Here is a 24,045-nt window from a genome sequence, read left to right on the forward strand (position 1 = left end):
CCGGCCCCGCCGCACCCCGCACGGTCAGCGGTCGCATGTACGCGCCCTCGTGTGGCCCGGGCCGGACGGCACGATCCGCCGCATGGCGGACATCACCCGACAGCTCCTGCCGGACCGACTGTGCACGCCTGTGGGCCGGCCGCGCCGGCGGGCGAAGCGGCACGTCGAGCAGGGGACGGAAAAGGAGGAACGACATGTTGGTCTGTGTGACAGGAGGCACCGGCTTCCTCGGCTCGCACACGGTCGCCGCCCTCGCGGCCGGTGGAGCACGGATCCGGCTGCTGGTGCGCGATCCGTCACGGCTGGCGCCCGCGCTCGGCCCGCTCGGCATCGACCCGGACACGGTGGAAACCGTCACCGGCGACGTCGCCGACGAGGCGGCGGCGGCCCGCGCGGTACGCGGCGCCGACGCCGTGATCCACCTGGGCTCGGTCTATTCCTTCGACCGCCGGCGCCGTGACGACATCACCCGCACCAATGTGGCGGGCACCGAAGCGGTCCTGAAGGCGGCGGTCCGGGCCGGGACCGGCACGGTGCTGTACGTCTCGACCGTTGGCGCGCTGATTCCCACCACCGAATCCGAACTGCGCGCCGAAAGCCCGGTGGGGGAGCCCGACGAGCCCTACCTGGCGAGCAAGGCGGCCTGCGAGACGCTCGCCCGGCGGCACCAGGACGACGGGGCGCCGGTCCACATCGTCTACCCCCCGGCGCTGCTGGGCCCGGACGACCCGAGGCTCGGTGACCAGACCGGCCGGCTGCGCGACGCGCTGCGCGGCCTGATGCCGCTGTGGCCCACCGGCGGCTTCCCGCTGGGCGACGTGCGTGACACCGCCGCGGTACTCGGGGAACTGACCCTCGGCCCGCCGCCGGACAAGCCGGTACGGGTCTTCGGGCCCAACCGGTACGTGACGACGGCCGCCTACCTGACGGAGCTCCGCGCGGCGACCGGCCGCAGGCTCACGACTCTGCGGCTGCCGGGGCGGGCCATGCTTCCCGCCGCCCGGGTCGCCGATGAGGTCCAGCGGTGGTGGCCGTGGCACATACCCGCCGAGTTCGGCGCCGCCTACACCTGCGTGCACGCGGTGCCGGTGGCCCGGGCCGCTACGGCCGACGTCCTCACGGCGCGGCCCGTCGCGACGACGATGGCCGACACCGCTCACTGGCTCCGCCGGGCCGGCCTGCTGACGCGGCGCCAGGCCGGTACCGCGGGCGAGCGGAGCGGGTCATGACGGCGACGGGGACCGGACACGATCCGGCCGAGCAGTACCACGCCTACCGGCGGACCAGGAGAAACATCACCGGTCTGGTCACCCGGACGCCGGACACGGCCGCCGCCGGTGTGCCCGCGTGCCCCGACTGGACCGTGCGCGACCTGATCGGGCACCTGGTCCACATATGCGAGTCGTTCGTCGCCCTGGAGGACAACCAGATAGATCTGCGCCCGTCGGAGGGCGTTGACCTGCCCGGCCTGCTGGACCGGTGGGACGCCCTGGACAGCGAGTTGAGCGAGGCACTGGACCGCACCCCCGAACTGCGGCGGCGCATCCTGTTGCTCGACGTGTTCTCGCACGAGATGGACCTGCGCGTCGGTCTGGGCGAGACGGTCGCGCCGTCCGGCCATCCGGCGTTCCCCGGCGCGCTGGATCTGGCCACCATGGGCTTCGGCCTGGCGTTGCACGGAGAGAACCTGCCGGCGCTGCGGATCGACACCCCGGAGCGGAACTGGGTGGTGGGAGAGGGGGAGCCCGTCGCCACGGTCCACGGCCCGGCCTTCGACGTGTTCCGGTCGCTGACCGGCCGCCGCACGCGGCACCAGATCGAGGACCTGCGCTGGTCCGGGGACCCGTCGGTGACCTGGATGCCGGCCTTCGTCTGGGGGCCGTTCGCGCCGCCCGCGAGCGAGGTGGAGCCGGTCCACGGGTTCTGATCCACCGGGCCCCGCGAGGGCCACGGCAGGATCGCACCGGCCTGTGCGTCTCCTTCGCACCTGCGGTCAGGTGCCGGTGATGGCGGACAGTTCGAAGGGAGCGCCGCCCGCCTTCGGCAGACCCGAGAAGTCCAGCTCCGGCAGCGCCAGCAGGATCGGAAGGTCCAGGGGGGTCATCGGACGCCCGATCAGGTTGACCCGGGTGTCCTGGCCCCGCCGCACGTTCAGTACCTGGCTCGAAGCCACCAGCAGCGGGCGCCGCTGACCGAGCGGCGAGGGCGGGTCGTCCATGGCGAGTACGGCCGCCCGGATGTACCAGGCGCCCTCCGGCAGGCGTAGCGAGAACGAGCCGGGCCCGTCCAGGATCGCGCAGGCGGTCGGACGGCCCTGCACGATGGACTCGCGGAACGCACCGACGTAGATCCGTACCGGCTGTGCGGCGCCGGGGAGACGAATGGTGCCTTCGAGGTCACCGGTAAGCCGGGCACCGTCGAGGAGGTGCTGCGGCCCCGTGGCGGGCCCGCCACTCGGCGCGAGCAGCCCCGCACGGGCCAGTGCCCGGTAGCGGGCCGGGGAGTGGCTCACACTGCGGGTAAAACGACTGGTGAAGGTGCCGAGACTGTTGTAACCGACCCGGTAGGAGATCTCGGTGACGCTGAGATTGGTCTCCAGCAACAGGCTCTTCGCCTGGTGCAGCCGGACCACGGAAAGGAATCGGCCCGGAGAAGTCCCGGTGAGATTGCGGAACACCCGGGAGAAGTAGAACTTGCTGAGAATCGCGGTGTTGGCGATCTCGTCGAGCGAGAGTGGTTCCTCGTATCGGTCCCACATCGTCGCTATCGCGCGCTCAACGGCGACCTGCATGGCAGTGCTCCAAGCTTGTCGATGAATCGAATGCGTCCTGACGGAAATGGCCGAGCAACATCTCAGAACTGACGCTCTGTTGGTGCGATAATGTGTACCGCAAAAATTTGCACGGTATTTCTCCGAGCGTGCCGATGAAGCGAGTGCGTCCTGACCGGACGCGCAGGGCAGCGCCTGCCGACCTCAGGTCGGCGGGGGAAAGGGACCCGCTTTCGGGCGATGAAAGTGTTGGATCCCGCTGCGGTGCATCGGTTATCAACACCTGGAGAATTCAGGGCGCACGGACCTTATATCGGAACACCACCGCGAGGCGGTGGGCGGAACAACTGCTTCCGACCCGGGGGGAGCTGGGTATTCAGTTGTCGCGGAGCAGCTGGCCGCTGCGCCGCTGGGCCGCCCGCTGGGCGGCCCACGACGTGACCGCGAGGATCTCCCGGTCCCCCCCGCCGTTCTGCCGGAATGCCGCGATGACCTTGTCGTCCACCCGGTAGGAAGCCAGGGCGGTGAGCAGCGCGAGGGTGCCCGCCGGTCGGTTGGCCGGCGGCAGTTCCCGCAGCGGTGCGTCCAGCCAGGCCCGGCCGAGGCCGGGGTCGCCGCCGTCCCAGCGGGCCAGTTCGGCGGCCACCAGGTCCCGGACCGGCTCCGGCACCAGTTCGGTCGCTGCCAGCTCGACGGCCGCCGTACTGCGGGCCAGCGCCGCGGCGATCCGCAGATCGGCCGCCGCCCAGCCCAGGTCCGCCGGCAGCGGGGCGTCGGGCAGTAGGGACAGCGACGTACCCGCTCGGGGCCCGGCTCGGACGGAGCTGCGCATCAGGCCGGTCAGCACCCGCAGCACCGGGCCCACCGCCCGGTCCGGGGCGTGCGGCGGCAGCGGTTGCGCGCCCAGGAAGACGTTGACCATCCGGTTGAGGTACTGGAGGCAGAGCGCCGTACCGGCCAGCTCCGGCATCAGTTCGGGTGCGAACGGAGGCCTGCCCGCCGAGCTGATCCACGCCGTCAACTGGCCCGGCGCCGTCCCCGCGCCGCGGTTCGGTCCTGCCTTCACGCCCCGCCCGGACGAAGTGGGCCGGGCGGCCAGGGAGTTGTGCATCGTGGAGTGCATGGTGGTGCAGAAGGGGCACTGGTTGCTCCGGGACACGGCGGCGGCCACCGCTTCCTTCGCGGCCCGCGCCACCAGCCCGTCGACCAGCATGGTCTCGCGCAGCGTCATCCAGGAAGCAGCGAGCAGTTCCGGCACCGGGGCGTGCAGGGCGATGGGCGGAGCCAGCACCCCGAAGTCCTGTTCGAGCTCCCGGTAGACCCGGGCGGTGTCGCCGGTCGCCTCACCGAACTGCACGGTCGCGATGTGCCGGACCTGGAGCAGGGACAGCCTCCTGAGCGGCGACTGGACGAGTAGTCTCGGGTCCTTCATGCGTCCGCTCCGGGACCCCGACCGGTGACGCCGCGCCGCGGTGGCTCCGCGTGGCCTTCAAACATCGGTGGCACTTCCCTCAGCTCCTCGGCGGATGTCCTTCGGTGCGCCAGTCAATCGTCACACCGATGCGGGGTTCCTCCTTCTTCATTCTTGCGGTCTGACGGCCGGCGCCAAACGAGTTGAAGGCGCGGCCTGCCATCAGGTTCCGCCTTCGTGCGGCCGCACCACCGGGCCCCGCCGACGTTCCGGGCGGAGCCACGGTGACGGCACGCCCTAAGGAACGGGAAAGAACGCCCGGACGAAGCGTTCGAACATCCTGTCCCCGATGGTCCACCGCATCCGCGGCAACAACCGGGACGGCATCCCGATCCGGTACCTGATCTTCGGGTTGTCACTGGTCACCGCCTTCTCGATGACCTTCGCCACGGTCTCCGCGCGCACCGCCATCCGACCGCGGCCGCTCGGCTTCTCCGTCTCCCGGTAGGCGCCGTGCCAGTCGACGAAGTACCGCCAGAAGTCGTCGTACAGACCGCCACGTTCCTGCCCGGACATCCCGAGGTCGGCGACCGACATCGGTACGAACCCGCCGAGTACCGGCGACGGCTCCACCAGCACCACCTTGATGCCGAACGCGTCCACTTCCAGGCGCAGCGAGTCGCTGATGGCCTCCAACGCGTGCTTGGTGGCCTGGTAGTAGCCGCGGCCCGGGGTAGCGAACTGACCGAAGATGGACGACATCATGATCACCCGGCCGTTGCCCCGCGCCCGCATGCCGGGCAGCACGAGCTGGGTGAGCCGGCACAGTCCGAAGAGGTTCGTTTCGAACTGGCTGCGCACCTCGTCCATCGGCGTCTCGCCGATGGTGCCGTTGAGGCTGTAGGCAGCGTTGTTGATCAGAGTGCCGACCGAGCCGTGCTCGGCGGTGATCTTGTCGACGACGGCCGTCATCGAATCCTCGTCGTTGACATCCAGTTGGAGGACCCGGATGCCCTCGGCCTCCAGCTCGGCCAGTGCCTCGGGCCGCCGTGCGGTCGCGTAGACCGGCCAGCCGGCCCGGTGCAGCCGCAGTGCCACGGCCTTTCCGGTGCCGGAGGACATGCCGGTGCTCGACGACGCCCCGGTCAGCAGGATCGCTCGCGAGGGGCTGCTCACCGGGGTTCTGCCAGCCGCTGCTCGGACACCGTGGCGTCCTCCGGCTGCGAGGCGATCCGGCTGCGGGCCACCGAATCGCCCAGGCCCAGGCCATCCACCAGGCGGTTGATGAAGGCGAACAGTGAAGCGGTGAACACCGCTTCCAGCATCTCCGCGTTGGTCCAGCCGGCGGCCTCGGTCCTGGCCCAGTCCTCGTCGGTGACCCGGAACGCACCCGTGCAGATCTGGGTGACCAGGCGCATGAGTTCCTTGGTGCGCTCGTCGATCGGCAGGTCCTCCACCGAGGCGGATTCGGCGATCGCGTCGGTGAGTTCCTGGTCGCCGCCGAACTGAGCCAGGAACCAGTTGTGAGTGCCCACGCAGTACGGGCAGCCGTTGACCTTGGAACTCCAGGCGGAGATCATCTCGCGGGTCGCACGCGGCAGCACGCCGTCGTTGAACACGCCGCCGTAGCCGGCGATCACGACCTCCAGCAGGTCGGGTCGGCTGGACACCAGGCGGAACATGTCCGGCACGAAGGGAATGCCCATCCGGGACTTGATCGCCTCGTACAGCTCGGCGGTCCTGCCCTGGGCTTCGTCCTCCCCCACCAGGGGTACGCGGACCGTGCTCAGCACATTCGGATCGGTCATGGATGATCGCCTCTTCTTCCGATTGCGGGAGCCGCCCCGCGAACCAATTCAGAAGAACGGGAATATATCCGGGTCTGTTGTCCGGCGGGTAATTGCGGCGTTGTTTTCTCTCATGGTGGCAGTAATGGTGACAGCGTTTCGTCTTTCAAATTGCCCTGCGTGCGCCGGCCGGCGGGTCCTGGATCTGGACATACGGGCGGCCGTTCCGGCGCGGCAGGTGCCGGAACGGCCGTCGAGGGAGGCCGGGCGGGTTCAGTTCACTCGGCGCGCAGCCAGTCCGCCAGCCGCTCACCGATCATGATTGAGGTGAGGTTGGTGTTGCAGTTGACGATGCTCGGCATCACCGAGGCGTCGGCCACGTACAGGTCCTCCACCCCGTGCACCCGCAGCTGTTCGTCCACCACGGCGCCCGCGTCGTCAGCGGTGCCCATACGGGCCGTGCCCACCGGGTGGTAGCCGCTGTCCAGGCTCACCTTCACGTACTGCTCGATCATCGCGTCCTTCTCGATGAGCTTGTCGTTCAGCACGATGAAGCCGTCGCCCTGCGACGCGATCCCCGGGTGGTTGGCCAGCTCCCAGCAGGTCCGAACGCCCTGGACCATCTTCTCCAGATCCCGTTCGGTGGAGAGGAAGTCGAGCTGGATGTCCGGCCCCGCCGCCGGGTCGGCCGAGGCCAGCCGCAGCCGGCCGACCGACTCCGGCTGCTGGTCCACCACCATCACGCCGAAGATCTTCGAAGCGCCGGCCAGCATCTGAAGCTCGGGGAAGAGCTCCAGGTCGAAGTGGTTGACCATGTAGTACTGCATGTCGTTGAAGTCGGTTGATCCCTTGGCCGTGGTCCGCACCATGGACTGCAGGAACGGCACGTTCTCGTCCAGAGCTCCCTCCTTGGGCCGCATGAACACGCCGGTCCGCGGGTGGTCCATCAGGTGGGCGCCGACCCCGGGCCGGTCCAGCCGGACGTCGATCCCGAGCCTGGTCAGGTCGTCGGCCGGGCCGATTCCCGAACGCATCAGCAGCGTCGGGGTGTTGACCGCGCCAGCCGACAGGACGATCTTGTGCGCCCGCAGTTCCTCCGGCTTGCCGGCGCCGGCCGAGGCCAGAACGCCGACCGCGCGGTCGCCCTCGAAGAGCACCTCGTGCACCAGCGTCCCGCTCCGGACGGTCAGATTCTCCCGTGCCCTTACCTCGCCCGTCAGGTACGCCATCGCCGTCGAGACTCGGTAGCGAGGGTCGCGCCGGTTGGACGGGATCGGGCCGATACCGGTCGCCTCGGGGTGGTTGTGGTCGGAGACCTCGGGGAATCCGGCCGCCAGGCTCGCTTCGGTGAAGGCGCGCTGCATGGTGGTCATCTCGTCCGGGTGGAACCGGCGGATCGGTACCGGGCCGCCCTTGCCGTGGTATCGGCCCTCGAAGTTCAGGTCGTCCTCCAGGCGTCGGAAGTACGGCAGCACCTGCTCGTACGCCCACGCCGGATTACCCGCCGCCGCCCACTTGTCGTAGTTCTCGGGCACACCGCGCAGCGCGATGGTAGCGCCGACCGCGGACGAGCCACCGGTGATCTTTCCACGGGGGAAGAGGATGCGCCGGCCGTCTATGATCTCCGCGCGGTAGTGCCAGTCGTGCTTGCTCATCGACATGGCATTGCCGTTGGTGATGTCGAGCGGGATGTCGGCGGGATCGGGAAAGTCCGGGCCCGCTTCGATGAGGAGTACCGAACGGGCCGGGTCCTCGCTCAGCCGGGCTGCGAGCGCCGCACCCGCGGAGCCCGACCCGACGATGATCGCGTCATACGTGTGCGTCATGGATTTAAACCTCGCCAGACTGTGATTCGACAGGGTCCGATCACACCCGAGTTTTTCAGGCCGCCAGCATCCGGTCTTCTCCGAGACTGCTCAATGGTCGGGGCCGTGGATATCCCCCGAACTGAAGGCAAGTACTCACTTCGAACCGTGGCAACGTCAGAGAAGCAACCCTTGCCCGGGTGATAGATCCTCAAGTGCCAGGTACTGCGACAGTAATTTCTGAATTGCATTCGCAATGGCCTTGGCCAGTCGTTCGTTTCTCGTTCACGGGAGGGAATTGGGATGTCGTACCGACAGCGATTCCGCAGGCTCATACCAGGGGTGGTCACGATATTGGTGGCGACCTCACTGTTCTTCGTCGTCCGCACATCGGTATCTGTCGCGGGCGGTGACCAGGCTGCTGCGGCGTACAAGTTCAAGGAGATGCCGATTGCGATGCCGCCCGGCTACGACTCGCAACCGATGAATACGACCCGTAAGGTGAATCCGGCCTACGAAAAGATCCGCGCCTGGATCTCCTCGGTCGGCGCCAGCATCGCGATCAACGATGTCACCGGCCACGGAATCGCCAACGGTATGTGCATTGTCGACACCCGTACCGACTCGGTCGTGGTCACCTACACCCCGACCGCTCCTACCGCCGACCGGTTCACCCCGTTCGTGCTGGACGGCAAGCCGCTGCCGATGGACGACGCCATGGCACCCACCGGCTGCACCCCCGGCGACTTCAACGGCGACGGCCGCAACGACTTCCTGGTCACCTACTGGGGACGCACTCCGGTGCTGTTCCTGGCGAAGTCCGACGCCAAGTCCCCGTCCGCGTCCGCTTACGTCCCGCGCGAGGTCGTCGCCTCGCAGAGTCTCGACGGTAAGTACCACGGGCCGCGGTGGAACACCGACGCCGTCTACGTCGCCGACCTCGACGGCAGCGGCCACCCGTCGATGATCGTCGGGAACTACTTCCCGGACTCCGACGTGCTCGACCCGAACGGCCTCAACAACGTCGAGATGAACGACTCGCTGTCCAGCGCGAAGAACGCAGGCGGTGACCGCGTGCTGCGCTGGCACAAGGGCTCGGCCGGCCCCAACCCGGACGTCTCCTTCGTCGAGGAGAAGGACGCCATCCCGTACGCCAACTCCACCGGCTGGACGCTGGCCATCTCCGGCGCCGACCTGACCGGCTCCGGGCTGCCCGATGTCTACATCGCCAACGACTTCGGCCACGGGCACCTCCTGTACAACCGCTCCACTCCCGGCAACATCCGCCTCACGGAGGCCAAGGGCGAGCGCACCGCGACGACCCCGAAGTCGTTCGTGCTCGGCGACGGCTCCTTCAAGGGCATGGGAGTCGACTTCGGTGATGTCGACGGCAACGGCAGCTTCGACATGATGGTCAGCAACATCACTGTCGCCTGGGGCCTGGAGGAGAGCAACTTCCTCTGGGTCAACCAGGCCGACAGCCCGGCCGCCGCGAAGGCCAAACTGCAGGACGGCATCGCCCCGTTCAGGCAGGAGGCACGGAAGAACGGCGTCGCCTGGAGCGGCTGGGGGTGGGACGCCAAGATGGGCGACTTCCTCAACAACGGCCAGCAGAACATCCTGCAGGCCACCGGCTTCGTCAAGGGCGACATCGACCGCTGGCCGTGGCTCCAGGAATTGGCCATGACCAACGACAACCTGCTCTCCGACCCTAAGATGTGGCCGCACGTCGGCCCCGGCGACGACCTGGCCGGCGACGAGGTGATGGCGTTCTACGCCCGTACCAGCAGCGGCAAGTACGCGAACGTGAGCAAGCAGCTCGGCCTCGACGTCCCGATCCCGACCCGCGCGATCGCCACCGCCGACACGACCGGCAGCGGCGCGCTGGACTTCGCGATAGCCCGCCAGTGGGGCCCTCCGGCCTTCTACGCCAACCAGGCCCCGAAGCTGGGCAACGAACTGACACTGCGGCTGTACCGGCCCGCGCCGGACTCCACCGCCGGAGAGGGGCTGGCCGCGACCGGCTCGCCCGCATACGGCACCACGGTGAGCATCACCACGCCGCAGGGGAAGCAGATCGCCCAGCTCGACGGCGGCGGCGGGCACGGGGGCTTCCGCAGCTTCGACGTGCGCTTCGGCCTCGACACCTACACCGGCCCGGTGAAGGCGCACTTCACGTGGCGCGACAGCGGGGGCGGCCTGCACACCAAGACCCAGCAGCTCTCCGCGGGCAGCCACACCCTCATGCTGACCGACGACATCCAGGAGGTGACGAGCCGATGACCGACAACCGTACCCAGACCGTCAACGCGGCTCCGCACGCCGCTCACCCCCACGCCGAGAAGAAGAAGCCCAACCGGGACCCCCGCTACCTGGCACTGCGCAACTTCGCCATCTCCATGACCGTGTTCAACATCCTGGGCTACACCCTGCTCGGCTTCGAGCAGCCCTGGTTGTGGCCGATCATCTGCGCGCCGTTCGCCTACGCGGTCGAGATGGTGCTGGAGGTGATCAGCGCCTGGGCCCAGAAGCGCCGGGCCCGCTTCCTGGGTGGCGGGTTCCGCAGGGTGTACGAGTTCCTGCTGCCCGCCCACATCACCGCGCTCGCGGTGAACATGCTGCTCTACGCCAACGACCTGCTGCTGCCCATCCTGCTCGGTGTCTTCATCGGCGTGGCCGGCAAACACGTCCTCCAGGCGCCGATCAACGGCCGCATGCGGCACTACATGAACCCGTCCAACTTCGGAATCACCGTCTCGCTGCTCATGTTCGGCTCCTGGATCAGCATCGCCCCGCCGTACGAGTTCACCGAGAACGCGAACACGTTCTTCCGGGTCGGCATTCCGCTGGTCATCGCCACCGCCGGCACGGTCATCAACGCCATGCTGACCAAGCGGATCCCGCTGATCGTCGGCTGGCTCGGCGCCTTCGTCATCCAAGCGGTGCTGCGCCACTTCATATGGGACGTGGCGATCTGGTCCGCGCTCGGGCCGATGAGCGGTGTCGCCTTCGTGCTCTTCACCAACTACATGATCACCGACCCCGGAACCACCCCCTCGAAGGGGCGCAACCAGTTCATCTTCGGATCCTCGGTCGCCATGGTCTACGGGCTGCTGATGGTCTTCAACGTCGTGTACACCCTCTTCTTCGCCACCACGATCGTGTGTGCCGTCCGCGGTATCGGCTGGTGGGTTGCCCACGGCCTGCAACGGCGCCGGGGCAACGACGCGACCAGCGGCACGGTGGCGCAACCCGCCGAGCCACAGCGCCTGGCCGGCAACGAGGCGGTGGCGGCATGAGCGTAAGCGAGCCGAGGCCCGTGACCACGGCCGAGAACGACGAGCGGGCACCCTTGGGCCGCATCGCGGTGGTCGGCATCGCCTGCCGCTACCCTGACGCCGAGAACCCCGAACAGCTCTGGCAGAACGTGCTGGCGGGCCGCCGTGCCTTCCGGAAACTGCCCGACCAGCGGATGCGCGCCGAGGACTACTACTCACCCGATCCCGCCGCGCCCGACCGCTTCTACAGCGCCAAGGCAGCGGTGATCGAGGGATTCGAGTTCGACCGGGTCCGCTACCGGGTGGCGGGCAGCACCTTCCGCTCCACCGACATGACCCACTGGCTCGCCCTGGACACCGCGGCCCGCGCCCTGGAGGACGCCGGCTTCCCGTTCGGCGAGGGGCTGGCGGACGTCAACACCGGCGTCATCATCGGCAACACCCTCACCGGGGAGTTCAGCCGGGCCAATCTGATGCGGCTGCGCTGGCCGTACGTCCGTCGCACCGTCGGCGCCGCGCTGCGCGAGCAGGGCTGGGACGACGAGGCGCTCACCGCCTTCCTCGACAGCCTCGAACAGCGCTACAAGAGCGCCTTCCCGCCGATCGGCGAGGACACCCTGGCCGGCGGCCTCGCCAACACCATCGCCGGCCGCATCTGCAACCACTTCGACTTCAAGGGCGGCGGTTTCACCGTCGACGGCGCGTGCTCGTCCTCCCTGCTGTCGGTCTCCACCGCGTGCGACGCGCTGGCCCGCGGCACGATGGACGTGGCGGTGGCCGGCGGTGTGGACCTGAGCATCGACCCCTTCGAGGTGATCGGCTTCGCCAAGACCGGCGCGCTGGCCACCGGCGAGATGCGGGTCTACGACAAGGGCGCCAACGGCTTCTGGCCCGGCGAGGGCTGCGGCATGCTGGTCCTGATGCGGGACGAGGACGCCCGCGCGCAGGGCCGGTTCCGCTACGCCACCATCGCCGGCTGGGGCTACTCCTCCGACGGGAAGGGCGGCATCACCCGGCCCGAGGCCAGCGGCCACCGACTCGCCATACGACGCGCTTACCGCACGGCCGGCTTCGGCATGGAGACCATCGGCCTCCTGGAGGGCCACGGCACCGGAACGGCCGTCGGTGACGCCACCGAACTGCGCGCCTTCTCCGAGGCCCGCCGCGCCTCCGGGGCTCTCGCCCCGGCCGCCCTGGGCACCGTCAAGGGCAACTTCGGCCACACCAAGGCGGCGGCCGGGGTCGCCGGGCTCCTCAAGGCGATCCTCGCGGTCCGCCACCAGGTGATCCCGCCCGCCACCAGCCACGTCGACCCGCATCCCGAACTCCTCGGCCCCGAGCCGGCGCTGCGGGTCCCGGACCGTGCCGAGCTGTGGCCCGAGGACATGCCCATCCGGGCCGGGGTCTCCTCCATGGGCTTCGGCGGCATCAACGCCCACGTCGTGGTCGAGCACGCCGACGGCTTGCGGCGCAACGCCGTGCCGAGCGTCACCCGCAAACTGGTCGCCTCCCGGCAGGACGCCGAGCTGTTCCTGCTGGACGGCGCCGACCCGGAGGAACTGCGGGAGAAGGCGACCCGCCTCGCGGAGTTCTGTGCCCAGCTGTCGTACGCCGAACTCGGTGACCTGGCAGCCACGTTGCAGGGCGAGCTGGACGGCCGGCCGTTGCGCGCCGCGGTGCTCGTCGCCTCGCCCGAACAGGCCACCGAGCGGCTCACCGAGCTGGCCGGGCAACTGGCCGCCGGGGCCCGCTCGCTGCTGGACACCCAGGGGGGCGTCTTCCTGGGCAGCGCCGGATCGGCCCCCCGGATCGCCTTCCTCTTCCCCGGCCAGGGCGCCGGAAAGCGGGGCGACGGAGGCGCGCTGCGCCGCCGGTTCGCCGCCGTGGACGAGTTGTACGACCGGCTCTCGCTGCCCACCGACGGCGACCTGGTCGCCACCGACGTCGCCCAGCCCCGGATCGTGGCCGCCTCGGTCGCGGGCCTGCGGATCCTGGACATCCTCGGCATCGAGGCGGTCCGGGGCACCGGGCACAGCCTCGGGGAACTTACGGCCCTGCACTGGGCGGGCGCGATGGACGAGCCGACCGTGCTGAGCGCGGCCGGCGCCCGTGGCCGGATCATGGCCGCGGCCAGCGACGGCGACGGCACGATGGCCGCGCTCGCGACCACCCCCGAACTCGCCGAGACCCTGACCGCCGGCGAGCCGGTGGTGATCGCCGGCTACAACAGCCCGCGGCAGACCGTGGTGTCCGGCCCGGTCGCGGCGGTCGAACGAGTCTGCGCACTGGCGGCCGGACAGGGCGTCGGCACGGCGAGGATCAATGTCTCTCATGCCTTCCACTCACCGGCCGTCGCCCCGGCCGCGGCCGGACTCGCCGAGCACCTGGCAACCGAGCGGTTCGGCCCGGTCGGCGAGGGACTGGTCTCCACCGTCACCGGCGGGCTGCTGCCCGCCGACACCGACGTGGTGGACCTGCTCACCCGCCAGGTACTTCAACCGGTCCGGTTCACCGAGGCGCTCCAGGAGATGGACGGCGAGGTGGACCTGCTGATCGAGGTCGGACCGGGCCACGTACTGAAGTCACTGGCCGCCGAGATCCTGCCGGATGTGCCCGCGGTCGCCACTGAGGCGGACGCCCTGTCACTGACCGGGCTGCTCGGCACGGTCGCCGCCGCCTGGACGATGGGCGCGCCGGTCCGGCACAGCCGGCTCTTCGCCGGGCGCTTCACCCGGCCGCTCCCGCTGGACAAGGAGTTCCTGTTCTTCGCCAGCCCCTGCGAGTCCAACGGCGAGGACTTCGTGCTGGAGCAGTCGATGCCGACCGCACTGCCCGAGCTCACCGCTCTCGCGGCCACCGCCGGCACCACGGCAGCCGACGGGGAGGACGCCTCCAGCCTGGAAGTGCTGCTCCGGCTTGCCGCCGAGCGGGCCGAACTCCCGGTCGAAACGGTCGATCCGGCGGCCAACCCGCTCGACGAACTGCACCTCAGCTCCATCACCGTCGGCCAGATCATGAACCAGGCCGCCCAGGAGCTGGGCATCTCCGCCCCCATGGTCACCACCGCGTTCGCCACCTCCACGCTGGGGCAACTCGCCGAACTCCTCGACGAGCTGTCAGAGCAGTCGCCCGACGACCACCAGCCGTCCGCCGCCCCCGGCGTCGCGAGCTGGGTACGCCCGTTCGTGGTCGATCTGACACCGGCCGAGCTGCCCGGCGGCCCCGCCGCCGGGCCCGGTGGCGACTGGGAGGTCTTCGCCTCCGACCGGCACCCGCTGGCCGGCCCGCTGGCCGGGAAGCTGCGCGCGACCGGGCCCGACGCGGGCGTCCTGCTCGCCCTGCCCCGCGACTGCGGTCAGGAGCACATCGGCCTGATGCTCGACGCCGCCCGAGCCGCACTCGACCCTGAACGGCGGGCCGCCGGAACCCGGCTGGTCGCCGTCGGCGACCGCAGGGGAGCGGCGGGCCTGGCCAAGACGCTGCACCTGGAGGCACCGGACATCCCGGTCACCGTCGTCACCCTGCCGTTGCCCGGGGACATGACGGCCGACGCCGCCGAACGGATCAGCGTCCGGATCACCGCGGATGTCCTGGCCACCACCGGATTCAGTGAGGTGCACTACGACTCCGAGGGGGTGCGGCGGGAGCCGGTCCTGCGGGCGGTGGAGCTCGCGACGGACTCCACCCACCAGACGCTGGACGACGGCGACGTCCTGCTGATTACCGGCGGCGGCAAGGGCATCACCGCCGAGTGCGCCATCTCGCTGGCCGGGCAGAACGGCGCGGCGATCGGCCTGATGGGCCGCTCCGACCCCGCCGAGGACACCGAACTCGCGGACAACCTGGCCCGGATGGAGGCGGCGGGTGTCCGGGTGTACTACGCGCGGGCCGACGTCACCGACGTCGACCAGGTCAAGACCGCGGTCGGCGAGATCACCAAGGCGCTCGGCCCGGTCACCGGGCTGCTGCACGGTGCGGGCCGCAACCAGCCGCAGGCACTCGCCAACCTGGACGAGGACTCGTTCCGCCGCACACTGGCCACCAAGATCGACGGCGTGGAGGCCGTGCTGGCCGCGATCGACCCGGCGGCGCTGCGGCTCTTCGTGACCTTCGGCAGCATCATCGGCCGGGCGGGACTGCGCGGCGAGGCGGACTACGCCACCGCCAACGACTGGCTCACCGAGTTGACCGTCCAGTTCCAGCAGGACTACCCCGACTGCCGCTGCCTGGCACTGGAGTGGTCGGTCTGGTCCGGTGCTGGCATGGGGGAGCGGCTGGGCGTCCTGGAGGGGCTGGTCCGCGAAGGCATCGAGCCGATCCCCGCCGACCAGGGCGTGGAACTGCTCGGCCGGCTGCTGGCCGACACCGGTGCCCCGCCGGCCCTGGTGGTGATGGGCCGGGCCGGCGGCCTGCCGACGCTCACCCTGGAGCAGCGCGAACCGCCGCTTCTGCGGTTCCTGGAACGCGTCCAGGTCCACTACCCCGGCATCGAACTGGTCGCGGACGCCGAACTCGGCGCCGGCGGCGACCTCTACCTGGCCGACCACCTGCTGGACGGCGACCTGCTCTTCCCCGCCGTCCTCGGCATGGAGGCCATGACCCAGGTGGCCACCGCGTTGACCGGCCACCGGGACACGCCGGTGCTGGAGGACATGCGGTTTCTGCGGCCCATCGTGGTGCCGGTGAACGGCACGACGACTCTGCGGGTGGCCGCCCTGGTCACCGGACCCGGCACCGTCGAGGCGGTCGTGCGCAGCAGTGAGACCGGCTTCCAGGCCGACCACTTCCGGGCCACCCTGCGCTTCGGCGTGCCGGAGCCGGTCGGTCACCCGGCGCCGGTCACCGACCAGGTGCCGCGGGTGCCGCTGGCCCCTGGTGAGCTGTACGGGCCGGTGCTCTTCCAGGGCGACCGCTTCCAGCGGCTGCTCGGCTACCGGGACCTGGCCGCCAAGCACTGCCTGGCCGAGATCGACGACACTCCCCGGAACGACTGGTTCGCCGCCTACCACCCGGACGAACTGGTACTGGCCGACCCCGGTACCCGCGACGCGCTCATGCACTCCATCCAGGCCTGCGTGCCCGACGCCACGCTGCTGCCAGTGAGCGTGGCACGGCTGCGTCTCGCGGCCCGGTCGGCGCAACACACCGGCCGACTGCTGTTCCTCGACGCTCGCGAGCGGTCCCGGGACGGCGACAGCTACCTCTACGACCTGGACGTCCGCGACGAGGAGGGCCGGCTGGTCGAGCGCTGGGAGGGCCTGCTGCTTCGGGCGGTGCGCAAGCAGGACGGAGCCGGACCCTGGCTGCCGGCCCTGCTCGGCCCCTTCCTGGAACGGCGCGTCGAGGCGGCGCTCGGCCACCCGCTGCGGTGTGTCGTGCTGCCCGGAGGCCCGATGGGCGGGTCCTCGGTTGACGAGCGTCGGCAGCGCACCGCCCAGGCGGTGAGCTGGGCGCTGGGACGTACCACCGAGGTGCACCACCGGCCCGACGGACGGCCCGAACTGGCCGACATGCGACGGGTGTCCTCCTCGCACGCGGCGGGTGTCACCTTCGCCGTGGTCGCCGCCCAGGCCATCACCTGCGACGTCGAGGTGGCCGCCGAGCGGCCTGCCGAAGCGTGGGCGGCGCTGCTCGGCGCCGACGGCCTGGCGCTGGCACGGCTGCTCGCCGAGGGGCGGGGCGAGGCGCTGAGCCTGGCCGCCACCCGGGTGTGGGGCGCGGTGGAGACACTGCGCAAGGCGGGCCACGCGGTGGCCACGCTGAGTCTGGACGGCGACGCGGGACTGCCGGCCGGCTGGGTGGCCTTCCGCGGCGGCGCACACCGCATCACGTCCTTCGCGACCGCCCTGGAGGGCGTCGCCGATCCGGTGTCGTTCACCGTGCTGACCGAGGGGACCCGATGACGCAACCGGACTACTACGAGTACCGCCACCTGGTCGGCTTCGAGGAGACCAACCTCGTCGGCAACGTCTACTACGTCAACTACCTCCGCTGGCAGGGCCGCTGCCGGGAGATGTTCCTGCGCGACCGGGCTCCCGACGTGCTCGCCGACATCCGGGCCGACCTCAAGCTGTTCACCCTGAAGGTGGACTGCGAGTTCTTCGCCGAGATCACCGCCTTCGACGAACTGTCCATCCGGATGCGGCTGCTGGACCTCACACAGACCCAGGTCGCCTTCACCTTCGACTACGTGCGGCTCGGGCCTGACGGAAGCGAAACCCTGGTCGCGCGCGGGCAGCAGAGGATCGCCTGCATGCGCGGCCCCAACACCGACACCCGCCCGACCAGGGTCCCCGAGCCGCTGCGGCTCGCCCTGGTTCCTTACAGCGTCTCTGGTACGGCGTCCTCCCGGACGCTCACCACTACTGCGGGGTGATCCACATGTCCATCGTCCCATCCGCCTCTGTTCCGCTGCCCGGTCCGCTCGACCTGCCGCCACTTCCCGCGGAGGCGCCCGAGGCGGACATCCATGACCGTCGCGCACTGCGCGGGGTGCTGGGGCGTTTCGCCACCGGGGTGACCGTACTGACCGCGGGACGCGACGCGCCGCGCGGCATGACCGCCAACTCCTTCACCTCCGTCTCCCTCGAACCGGCCCAGGTGCTGGTGTGCGTCGTGAAGTCGGCGGCCATCCATCAACTCGTCCTGGCCGAAAAGGCTTTCGCGGTCTCGGTGCTCAGCCGGGACCAGGAATGGGTGGCCCGCCACTTCGCCGACCACTCACGCCCGCGCGGTGCGGCGGAGTTCGCCGGCATCGACCACGAACCCGGCCGGCACACCGGAGCCCCCGTGCTGGGCCACGTCCAGGCATGGCTGGAGTGCCGGCTCAGCGCCATCCACGACGGGGGTGACCACACCATCTTCGTGGGCTCGGTACTGGGCGCGGGCAATGCGTCGGGCGAGGACCCGCTGCTCTTCCTGGGCGGGGCCTTCCGCCGCGTCGCCGCCTGACCCCGGTTAGAGCAGAAAGCCCGGCCGACTGCCCCGGCCGGGCTTCCCGCGTCGCCCGCCGCACCTCGCGGCGGACTCCGGAACGCGAACGGCCGCCCCGGGCTACTGCTGCCCGGGGCGGCCATCGGCGTGGCCGATCCTTCCTGGCACGCCGTCAGTTCCGCGCCTCCACGGTCATCGGCAGGCCGCCCTTGACCCGCAGGGTCAGCATCGGCTCGGCCCGCACCTTGTGGCCCGGGGGGACCGAGAGCCGCAGCCGGCGCAGCAGGACGGCGAGCACCACCGTGGCCTCCATCATCCCCAGGCTGCTGCCGACACAGACCCGCGGTCCCGCACCGAACGGTACGTAGCTGTACCGGTGCCGGCTCGCGGAGCGGCCCGTGGCGAACCGTTCCGGGTCGAACCGGTCCGGGTCCTCCCAGAAGTCCGGGTGCCGGTGCAGTGTGTAGGGGCACAGCACCACATCGGCGCCGGCCGGCACCCGGTAGCCGCCGATCTCGTCCTCCGCGAGCGCCCTGCGCGGCAGCAGCCACACCGCCGGGTACAGCCGCATCACCTCCTGGAGCACCATCGACGTGTACGTGAGCCGGTGGAAGTCCTCGATGGTCGGCAGCCGGTCGCCCAGCACCTCGTCGACCTCGGCGCGTACCCGGTCGCCCGCCTCGGGGTGCCGGTCCAGCAGATACAGCGTCCAGTTGAGGGTACTGGCGGTGGTGTCGTGCCCGGCGAGCAGCAGGGTGATCAGCTCGTCGCGCATCCGGTTCTGCCGGACCGTCGGATCCCGCTCGTCGGCCGTCGCGTCGATGAGGCGCGAGAGTACGTCGTCGCGGGTGCCGTCGGAAGCCGGATGCTGTTCCCGCTCCTGGGCGAGCGCGGCCACGATGCGGTTCAGTTCGGCCCGCGCCCTGCGGAACCGCAGCTGCAGGGGCAGCGGTACCCAGGTTGGCACCGAACTCAGGCTCATCATCTCGAAGACGGCCTGGTTCTGGACGACTTCGAAGGCCTCGCCGATGGACTCGTACGCGCCCAGGTCTGCGTCCAGCAGCGAGCGGCCGAGCACCCCGAGGGTGAGCCCGGTCATCTCCTGCCGGATGTCCACCGTTCCCGCGCCCGCCGACAGCCTCAGCCGGTCGGCCAGCAGCAGCGCCTCCTCGCCGATGGTCCCGATCTGCCGGTTGATCCGGCGCGGCTGGAACACCGGCTGGATCACCTTGCGCTGGGCACGCCACAGCGGGCCCTCACTGGTCAGCAGGCCGTCGCCGAGCGCGCGGCGGGCGTGCACCAGGCCGATGCCCTTGTGGTAGTTGGCGCTGTTGTCGGTCAGCACCCGGCGGATGTGGTCGGGGTGGTTGAAGAAGTACAGGGTCTTGGGGCCGAGCGGCAGCCGTACCGCGTCCCCATAGGTGGCCGCCGCCTCGGTCATCACTGTCAGCCGGTCGGAGGCCATCCGTGCCAGCAGCACCGGGGTGGCGGCCCGCGACGGCCCCGGTGGCCGCCGCGGCCGGCCGCCGCTCGGCAGGGCCGGGGCCGGTACCGAGTCCACGCCGTTCATGCCCGCGCCTCGGGGGCGTCGCTGGAGACCCGCTCGGCGATCTCCCGGCGCCATACCTCGTACGCCGTCAGCCGGCCGTCCACGACGGGATCAGGCCGGGCTCGCGAGCAGACTTCGGTGGCCTGCTGCGGGGTCATACCGCAGAGCAGTTGCGCGGCCATCTCGGTGTGCGGTGTCAGCAGTCCGGACTCCACCCGGGTGGTCGAGGCGAAGGCGATGCCCTGGGCGAGTTGCGGCCGGTAGTGGCCGGCCCGTTCGAGCAGGTACAGCAGCTCGGCCTCGGAGGCACCGCCGGCGTAGCAGGCGGCCAGGCCGACCCCGCTGTAGAGGTCGGCACGCCGGTCGGCCGCGAAGCTGTCCACCAGGTCGGAGACCACGGCCGGGTCGGTGCCGCCGATGAACCAGAGCGCCCGCCCGATGCCCTGGTCGACGGCGTGCCCGGCATACCGCCGGGTCTCGTCGCCGGGCCACCGGAAGGACGGGTCCCGGTACTGCTCGCGCACATAGCGCTGGGTACGGAAGTAGGCCTGGTGGAACCCGTATCCGTCCAGTGCCAGCCAGCGCAGCAGTGGGTCGGTGGGCGCGATGGACGCCCACCGGAAGCGGGGCAGCCGGGCCATCGACCAGCCGACACCGACGTGCACCATGTAGCGGTGCGGGGCGCCATGTCCCGCCAGGAAGGCGGCCACCCGGCCGTTGCCGGGTACCGGAAGTCCGTCCAGCATGGCCAGTCCCATCGCCGCGCCCTCGTAGGCGAAGCCGCGGAACCGCACCGGGACCTGTTCCAGCCGCTGGTGCGTCTCGTCCTGGTCTCGTGCCTCGACGGCGAACGCGTACCCGTCGAGGAAGGTCGCCCCGACCGTTTCGAGCGTCTCCCGCGCCTCGGGGCTCTTCTCGTGGAAGCCTCGGGTCGACAGCTTGGTCTCGTTGTGGCTCGGTGTCATCAGACGGCGCCTGACCGCTCGCCAGCTCGCGCTCATCGTTGCCCTCCAGCCCGCCGCGCGCCCGGACGGCCGCAGCTCTCCGGTTACATGCTCCGGTTCCGCGGCCCGCCGTACTACTTCTGCCGTGCCGGCACCGGGCAATTCAGGAGTAGGCACGGAACGGGTCGGGTCCCGACAATCAGTCGCGTCGCCCGCACGTCCCGGCACCGAGGTCTCGCATGCGGCCGTCCCGAACGTGAGCGGTTGCCTGCGAGACCTCGTGCACCAGTTCCGGCACCACCCCACCCCAGAGGAGGCCTCACATGCCCGATACCACCTCCGTTCCGGCCCCGACGGCACCGCCGCACGCCACGTCGCTCTTCGTCAACGGGCTGTTCCCGCGCCGCCGGGTCCTGCTCCTCGTGCTCAGCCTGCTCGGCGGCTTACTGATCGCCTACGCATGGTCCTCGAAGCTGGCGGACGACGAGATCGGCTTCCGCACCGCCAGCCAACTGCTCGGTCATGACGCCAAGGACACGCCGCTGTCCGGCATCGCCTCCGGGGTGCTCTTCGCCCTGGTGTCCGGCCTGGCGGGTTCCTTCACGGCCTGCAACGTGGCGGTGTTCGGGGCGGTGGGCCCGCTGGTCGGGCAGATCAGCCTCACCCGCCGTCAGCGGTTGGCACACGTGCTGCGGCCGCTCGGCTGGATGGCGGCCGGCATGCTGCCGGTCTCGGCCGCCTACGGGGTGCTGGTCGGTCTCGTCGGCACCCACATGCCACAGTTCTCGATGGCACAGACACACGGCATCTCGCCCCGGATCGCCCAGGCCATGATCGTGTACGGGGTGCTCGGCCTGTTCATGCTGGCGCTCGGGCTCGCCGCGGCCGGTATGATCCCCGACCCGCTGGCGGCAGTCTCGCGCCGGCACCCGAACGCTCCACTGGTGCTGATCGGCGTCATGGTGGGCGCCTTCCTGATCGGCCGCCCCTACCCGCTGTTCCGCAACCTGTTCCGGCAGGCGGCCGAGGAACACAACCCGCTCTTCGGGGCAGTCGCCTTCTCGCTCCAGTCCATCGGCAACTTCCTGGTGATGGCGGTGCTCTTCCTGATCCTGTCCTACAGCCTCAGCCGGCCCGTCCAGCGCTGGCTGGCCACCAAGCCGGGCCGGGTGGCGACGCTGACCGCGTCCGCGTTCCTGGTGGCCGGCGCGTTCACGGTCATCTACTGGGACATCCGGATGCTGGGCAGGCTCGACTACATATGGTTCCCGACTGCTCCCTGGAACGCGTAGCGGCATTCTCTCCGCCCCGGCGGAACCACCAACGGCGGCTCCGGACCCTACTGGGTCCGGAGCCGCCGTTGCGCGGCCCTGGTCAGGGATTCCAGGGCTCGCTGCGGATCGTCCCCCGCGCCCAGGATCATTCCGCTCACCTGCGCCTCGAAGCAGACGTCCGCGGTGTTGGGCTCGACCAGGTAGCCGCCGAGGTCCAGGGTGACCAGGCCGTGCAGGGCGATCCACAGCTGATGGGCGACCAGTTCGGGGTCGAAGGGACGGAAGCGGCCGGTCGCGGCACAGCGCTTGACCGCTCCGACGAGGATGTCCAGGGTGTAGCGGCCGTGCTGCCGGTCGGCGTCGGTGAGGGAGAAACCGCTGAGGCCCGAGCCGCCGAACATCACGTTGTACAGGTGCCAGTGCTCCCGGGCGTTGTCCCGGTACGCCCAGCCGAGCGCGAGCACGTCGGCGACCGGGTCGTCGCTCTCCTCGACCGCCCTCATCCTGTCGCCGAGCAGCCTGAACCCCTCGTGCACCATCGCGCGCACCAGGTCGTCCATTCCGCCGAAGTACGTGTATACGGCCGTGGTCGAGGTGCCCACCATGGCTGCCAGCTTGCGGGTGGACAGTGCGGCCGGCCCCTCTTCGCCGAGCAACTTCGCTGCGGCGTCGATGAGTTGGGGACGGAGGTTCGGGTCAACTCGGCGTGGGCTCACCCTTGACAGTATGGCGGGCGGCTGTGACGCTATTACGTGACAGTGTTACGTAACGGTGATGCTCAACGGAGGGGGCGGCCATGCCTCGCACCACTGACCCGGCCCGCGGCACACTCCCGCACAGCACGGCGCACCTTCTCGGGCGTGGCTACCAGCCGGTGTCGGCCGAGACCGACCACACCGGACTGACGGTGCGCGGCACGTTGCCGCCGCAGCTCGCCGGAACCTTCCTGCGGATCGGGCCCAACACCCGGGGCACCCACGACCCCGCCATCGACCACGCCCTGGGGGGCGACGGCATGGTGCACGCGATCCGGCTGGGCGGCGGCCGCGCGCTGTCGTACCGCAACCGCTGGTTGCGGACCGACGCGATCAGCGGCGCGCTCAACGAGCTGCCCACTCCCGGGCCCCGTAAAGGACCGGACGACAACGTCAACGCGAACCTGGTCCGGCACGCCGGCCGCACCCTGGCCGTGGCCGCCGCCACCGCCCTGCCGCTCGTCATCGACTCCGGTCTCGCCACCCGTGCCCGCACCGACTTCGACGGCACCCTCCCCGGCGGCTTCTGCGCGCACCCCCTCACCGACCCGGTCACCGGCGAACTCCTCGCGGTCGCGACCGACCACGCGAGGGACGAGGCGGTCCTGCTCACCCTCGACGTCGCGGGCCGGGTCCGCGAAACACTGCCGATCCCGGTCAAGGGCCGCCCCTGGATGCACTCCTTCGCCCTCACCGAACGCCACGCCGTCCTCTTCGACCTGCCGGTGACCCACGACCCCGCCGAGGCACGGGCCGGCTCGCCCGTGCCCCACTCCTGGCAGCACGACCACGGCGCCCGGATCGGGATCGTGCCCCGCGGCGGCACGGATGCGGCCGCACTCTGGCTCGATGTCGCACCCTGCTTCGTCTTCCACCCGGTCAACGCCTTCGAAGAGGGCGACGGCCGGATCACCGTGGACGTGATCCGCCACGAGCGGGCCTTCGACCGTGACCGGCTGCACGCCAGCGAGTCGGCGCCCACCCTGTGGCGATGGACCCTCGATCCGCGGGGGAGCGCCGTGATGGAGCGGCAACTCGACAGCCGGGTGCAGGAGTTCCCGCTGATCGACGAGCGGTACACGGGGCTGCCGTACCGGTACGCCTTCACCGTCGAGCTCGACGCGGGCCAGGGCGCCGCCCTCTGCGGCCCGGCACTGCTGCGCCACGACCTCGCCACCGGCCGTTCGGAACGTCATGCCCTCGCCGGCGGACGGCTGACCGGCGAACCCGTCTTCCTGCCGCGCGAGGCGCGGGCGGCGGAGGCCGACGGCTGGCTGCTGACCCTGGTGTACGACCCCGCCACCGACCGCAGTGAACTGGTGGTCCTGGACACCGCCGACTTCACGGGGCCGCCCGTCGCCGTGGTCCCGCTGCCGGTGCGGGTGCCGCACGGCTTCCACGCGCAGTGGGTGCCGGGGGAGCGGTGAGCGGCGCGGAGGCCCACGAAGACCCCGCCGGGGACGGCCACCGGGCAATCATCCGGGCCCACCGGTATGAACTCGGCGGATCCGGCCCGAAACGCCACGGAGTCGCACTCGG

17 protein-coding genes are annotated in these 24,045 nt (G+C 70.6%); 9 read left to right on the top strand and 8 right to left on the bottom strand.

Going from position 1 to position 24,045, the window contains the following annotated elements; translation table 11 throughout:
- The first annotated feature begins 194 nt into the window (after window positions 1–194).
- Complete coding sequence (locus tag B9S57_RS18985) at window positions 195–1,229, top strand: SDR family NAD(P)-dependent oxidoreductase (RefSeq protein ID WP_103516748.1); 1,035 nt, start codon at window positions 195–197, stop codon at window positions 1,227–1,229.
- Window positions 1,226–1,927 carry a maleylpyruvate isomerase family mycothiol-dependent enzyme gene (locus B9S57_RS18990; RefSeq protein WP_103516749.1) on the top strand — a complete coding sequence of 234 codons (702 nt, stop codon included), beginning with the start codon at window positions 1,226–1,228 and terminating at the stop codon, window positions 1,925–1,927. Before B9S57_RS18985 ends, B9S57_RS18990 begins: the two co-directional genes overlap by 4 nt.
- A 66-nt stretch (window positions 1,928–1,993) precedes the next feature.
- On the opposite strand, the gene B9S57_RS18995 is transcribed toward B9S57_RS18990, so the two are convergent.
- From B9S57_RS18995 to B9S57_RS19015, 5 genes are all read right to left on the bottom strand, one after another.
- Window positions 1,994–2,791 carry a helix-turn-helix transcriptional regulator gene (locus B9S57_RS18995; RefSeq protein ID WP_103516750.1) on the bottom strand — a complete coding sequence of 266 codons (798 nt, stop codon included), beginning with the start codon at window positions 2,789–2,791 and terminating at the stop codon, window positions 1,994–1,996.
- A gap of 355 nt (window positions 2,792–3,146) precedes the next feature.
- The gene (locus B9S57_RS19000) at window positions 3,147–4,202 is read right to left on the bottom strand and encodes a carboxymuconolactone decarboxylase family protein (protein ID WP_103516751.1); all 1,056 of its coding nucleotides are present in this window, start codon (window positions 4,200–4,202) and stop codon (window positions 3,147–3,149) included.
- 276 nt (window positions 4,203–4,478) lie between these two features.
- Window positions 4,479–5,357, bottom strand: a complete 879-nt coding sequence (locus B9S57_RS19005) for an SDR family NAD(P)-dependent oxidoreductase (RefSeq protein WP_103516752.1) — start codon at window positions 5,355–5,357, stop codon at window positions 4,479–4,481.
- Window positions 5,354–5,989 carry a carboxymuconolactone decarboxylase family protein gene (locus B9S57_RS19010; protein ID WP_103516753.1) on the bottom strand — a complete coding sequence of 212 codons (636 nt, stop codon included), beginning with the start codon at window positions 5,987–5,989 and terminating at the stop codon, window positions 5,354–5,356. The genes B9S57_RS19005 and B9S57_RS19010 overlap by 4 nt, the downstream gene beginning before the upstream one ends.
- A 257-nt stretch (window positions 5,990–6,246) precedes the next feature.
- Window positions 6,247–7,794, bottom strand: a complete 1,548-nt coding sequence (locus B9S57_RS19015; RefSeq protein ID WP_103516754.1) for a GMC family oxidoreductase — start codon at window positions 7,792–7,794, stop codon at window positions 6,247–6,249.
- A gap of 321 nt (window positions 7,795–8,115) precedes the next feature.
- On the opposite strand from B9S57_RS19015, the gene B9S57_RS19020 reads away from it, so the two are divergent.
- Genes B9S57_RS19020 through B9S57_RS19040 form a run of 5 tightly spaced genes read left to right on the top strand, consistent with a single transcriptional unit; the run spans window position 8,116 to window position 18,002 of the window.
- Window positions 8,116–10,056 carry an ASPIC/UnbV domain-containing protein gene (locus B9S57_RS19020; protein WP_374935961.1) on the top strand — a complete coding sequence of 647 codons (1,941 nt, stop codon included), beginning with the start codon at window positions 8,116–8,118 and terminating at the stop codon, window positions 10,054–10,056.
- The gene (locus tag B9S57_RS19025) at window positions 10,053–11,072 is read left to right on the top strand and encodes an enediyne biosynthesis protein (protein ID WP_103516756.1); all 1,020 of its coding nucleotides are present in this window, start codon (window positions 10,053–10,055) and stop codon (window positions 11,070–11,072) included. The genes B9S57_RS19020 and B9S57_RS19025 overlap by 4 nt, the downstream gene beginning before the upstream one ends.
- Entirely contained in the window at window positions 11,069–16,954 is a 5,886-nt protein-coding gene (locus B9S57_RS19030; RefSeq protein ID WP_258036454.1) for a type I polyketide synthase, read from the top strand. Before B9S57_RS19025 ends, B9S57_RS19030 begins: the two co-directional genes overlap by 4 nt.
- Window positions 16,951–17,427, top strand: a complete 477-nt coding sequence (locus B9S57_RS19035; protein ID WP_103516758.1) for a thioesterase family protein — start codon at window positions 16,951–16,953, stop codon at window positions 17,425–17,427. The genes B9S57_RS19030 and B9S57_RS19035 overlap by 4 nt, the downstream gene beginning before the upstream one ends.
- Window positions 17,428–17,432: 5 nt before the next feature.
- On the top strand, window positions 17,433–18,002 hold the full coding sequence (locus tag B9S57_RS19040; RefSeq protein WP_374935962.1) for a flavin reductase family protein: 570 nt from the start codon (window positions 17,433–17,435) through the stop codon (window positions 18,000–18,002).
- Between the two features lie 154 nt (window positions 18,003–18,156).
- On the opposite strand, the gene B9S57_RS19045 is transcribed toward B9S57_RS19040, so the two are convergent.
- A complete protein-coding gene (locus tag B9S57_RS19045) occupies window positions 18,157–19,554 on the bottom strand; it encodes a cytochrome P450 (protein ID WP_103516759.1) in 1,398 nt (465 codons plus the stop codon).
- On the bottom strand, window positions 19,551–20,534 hold the full coding sequence (locus B9S57_RS19050) for a DUF1702 family protein (protein ID WP_103516760.1): 984 nt from the start codon (window positions 20,532–20,534) through the stop codon (window positions 19,551–19,553). Before B9S57_RS19050 ends, B9S57_RS19045 begins: the two co-directional genes overlap by 4 nt.
- Window positions 20,535–20,800: 266 nt before the next feature.
- Between B9S57_RS19050 and B9S57_RS19055 the strand changes: the two genes are divergently transcribed.
- A complete protein-coding gene (locus tag B9S57_RS19055) occupies window positions 20,801–21,769 on the top strand; it encodes a hypothetical protein (RefSeq protein ID WP_103516761.1) in 969 nt (322 codons plus the stop codon).
- A 47-nt stretch (window positions 21,770–21,816) separates the two neighbouring features.
- Here B9S57_RS19055 and B9S57_RS19060 read toward each other — a convergent pair whose 3' ends face one another.
- The gene (locus tag B9S57_RS19060; RefSeq protein WP_103516762.1) at window positions 21,817–22,467 is read right to left on the bottom strand and encodes a TetR/AcrR family transcriptional regulator; all 651 of its coding nucleotides are present in this window, start codon (window positions 22,465–22,467) and stop codon (window positions 21,817–21,819) included.
- 80 nt (window positions 22,468–22,547) lie between these two features.
- On the opposite strand from B9S57_RS19060, the gene B9S57_RS19065 reads away from it, so the two are divergent.
- Window positions 22,548–23,933 carry a carotenoid oxygenase family protein gene (locus B9S57_RS19065; protein ID WP_103516763.1) on the top strand — a complete coding sequence of 462 codons (1,386 nt, stop codon included), beginning with the start codon at window positions 22,548–22,550 and terminating at the stop codon, window positions 23,931–23,933.
- The last annotated feature ends 112 nt before the right edge of the window (window positions 23,934–24,045 follow it).

The sequence above is a fragment of the Streptomyces sp. SM10 genome (genome assembly GCF_002910915.1).
Classification (GTDB): Bacteria; Actinomycetota; Actinomycetes; order Streptomycetales; family Streptomycetaceae; genus Streptomyces.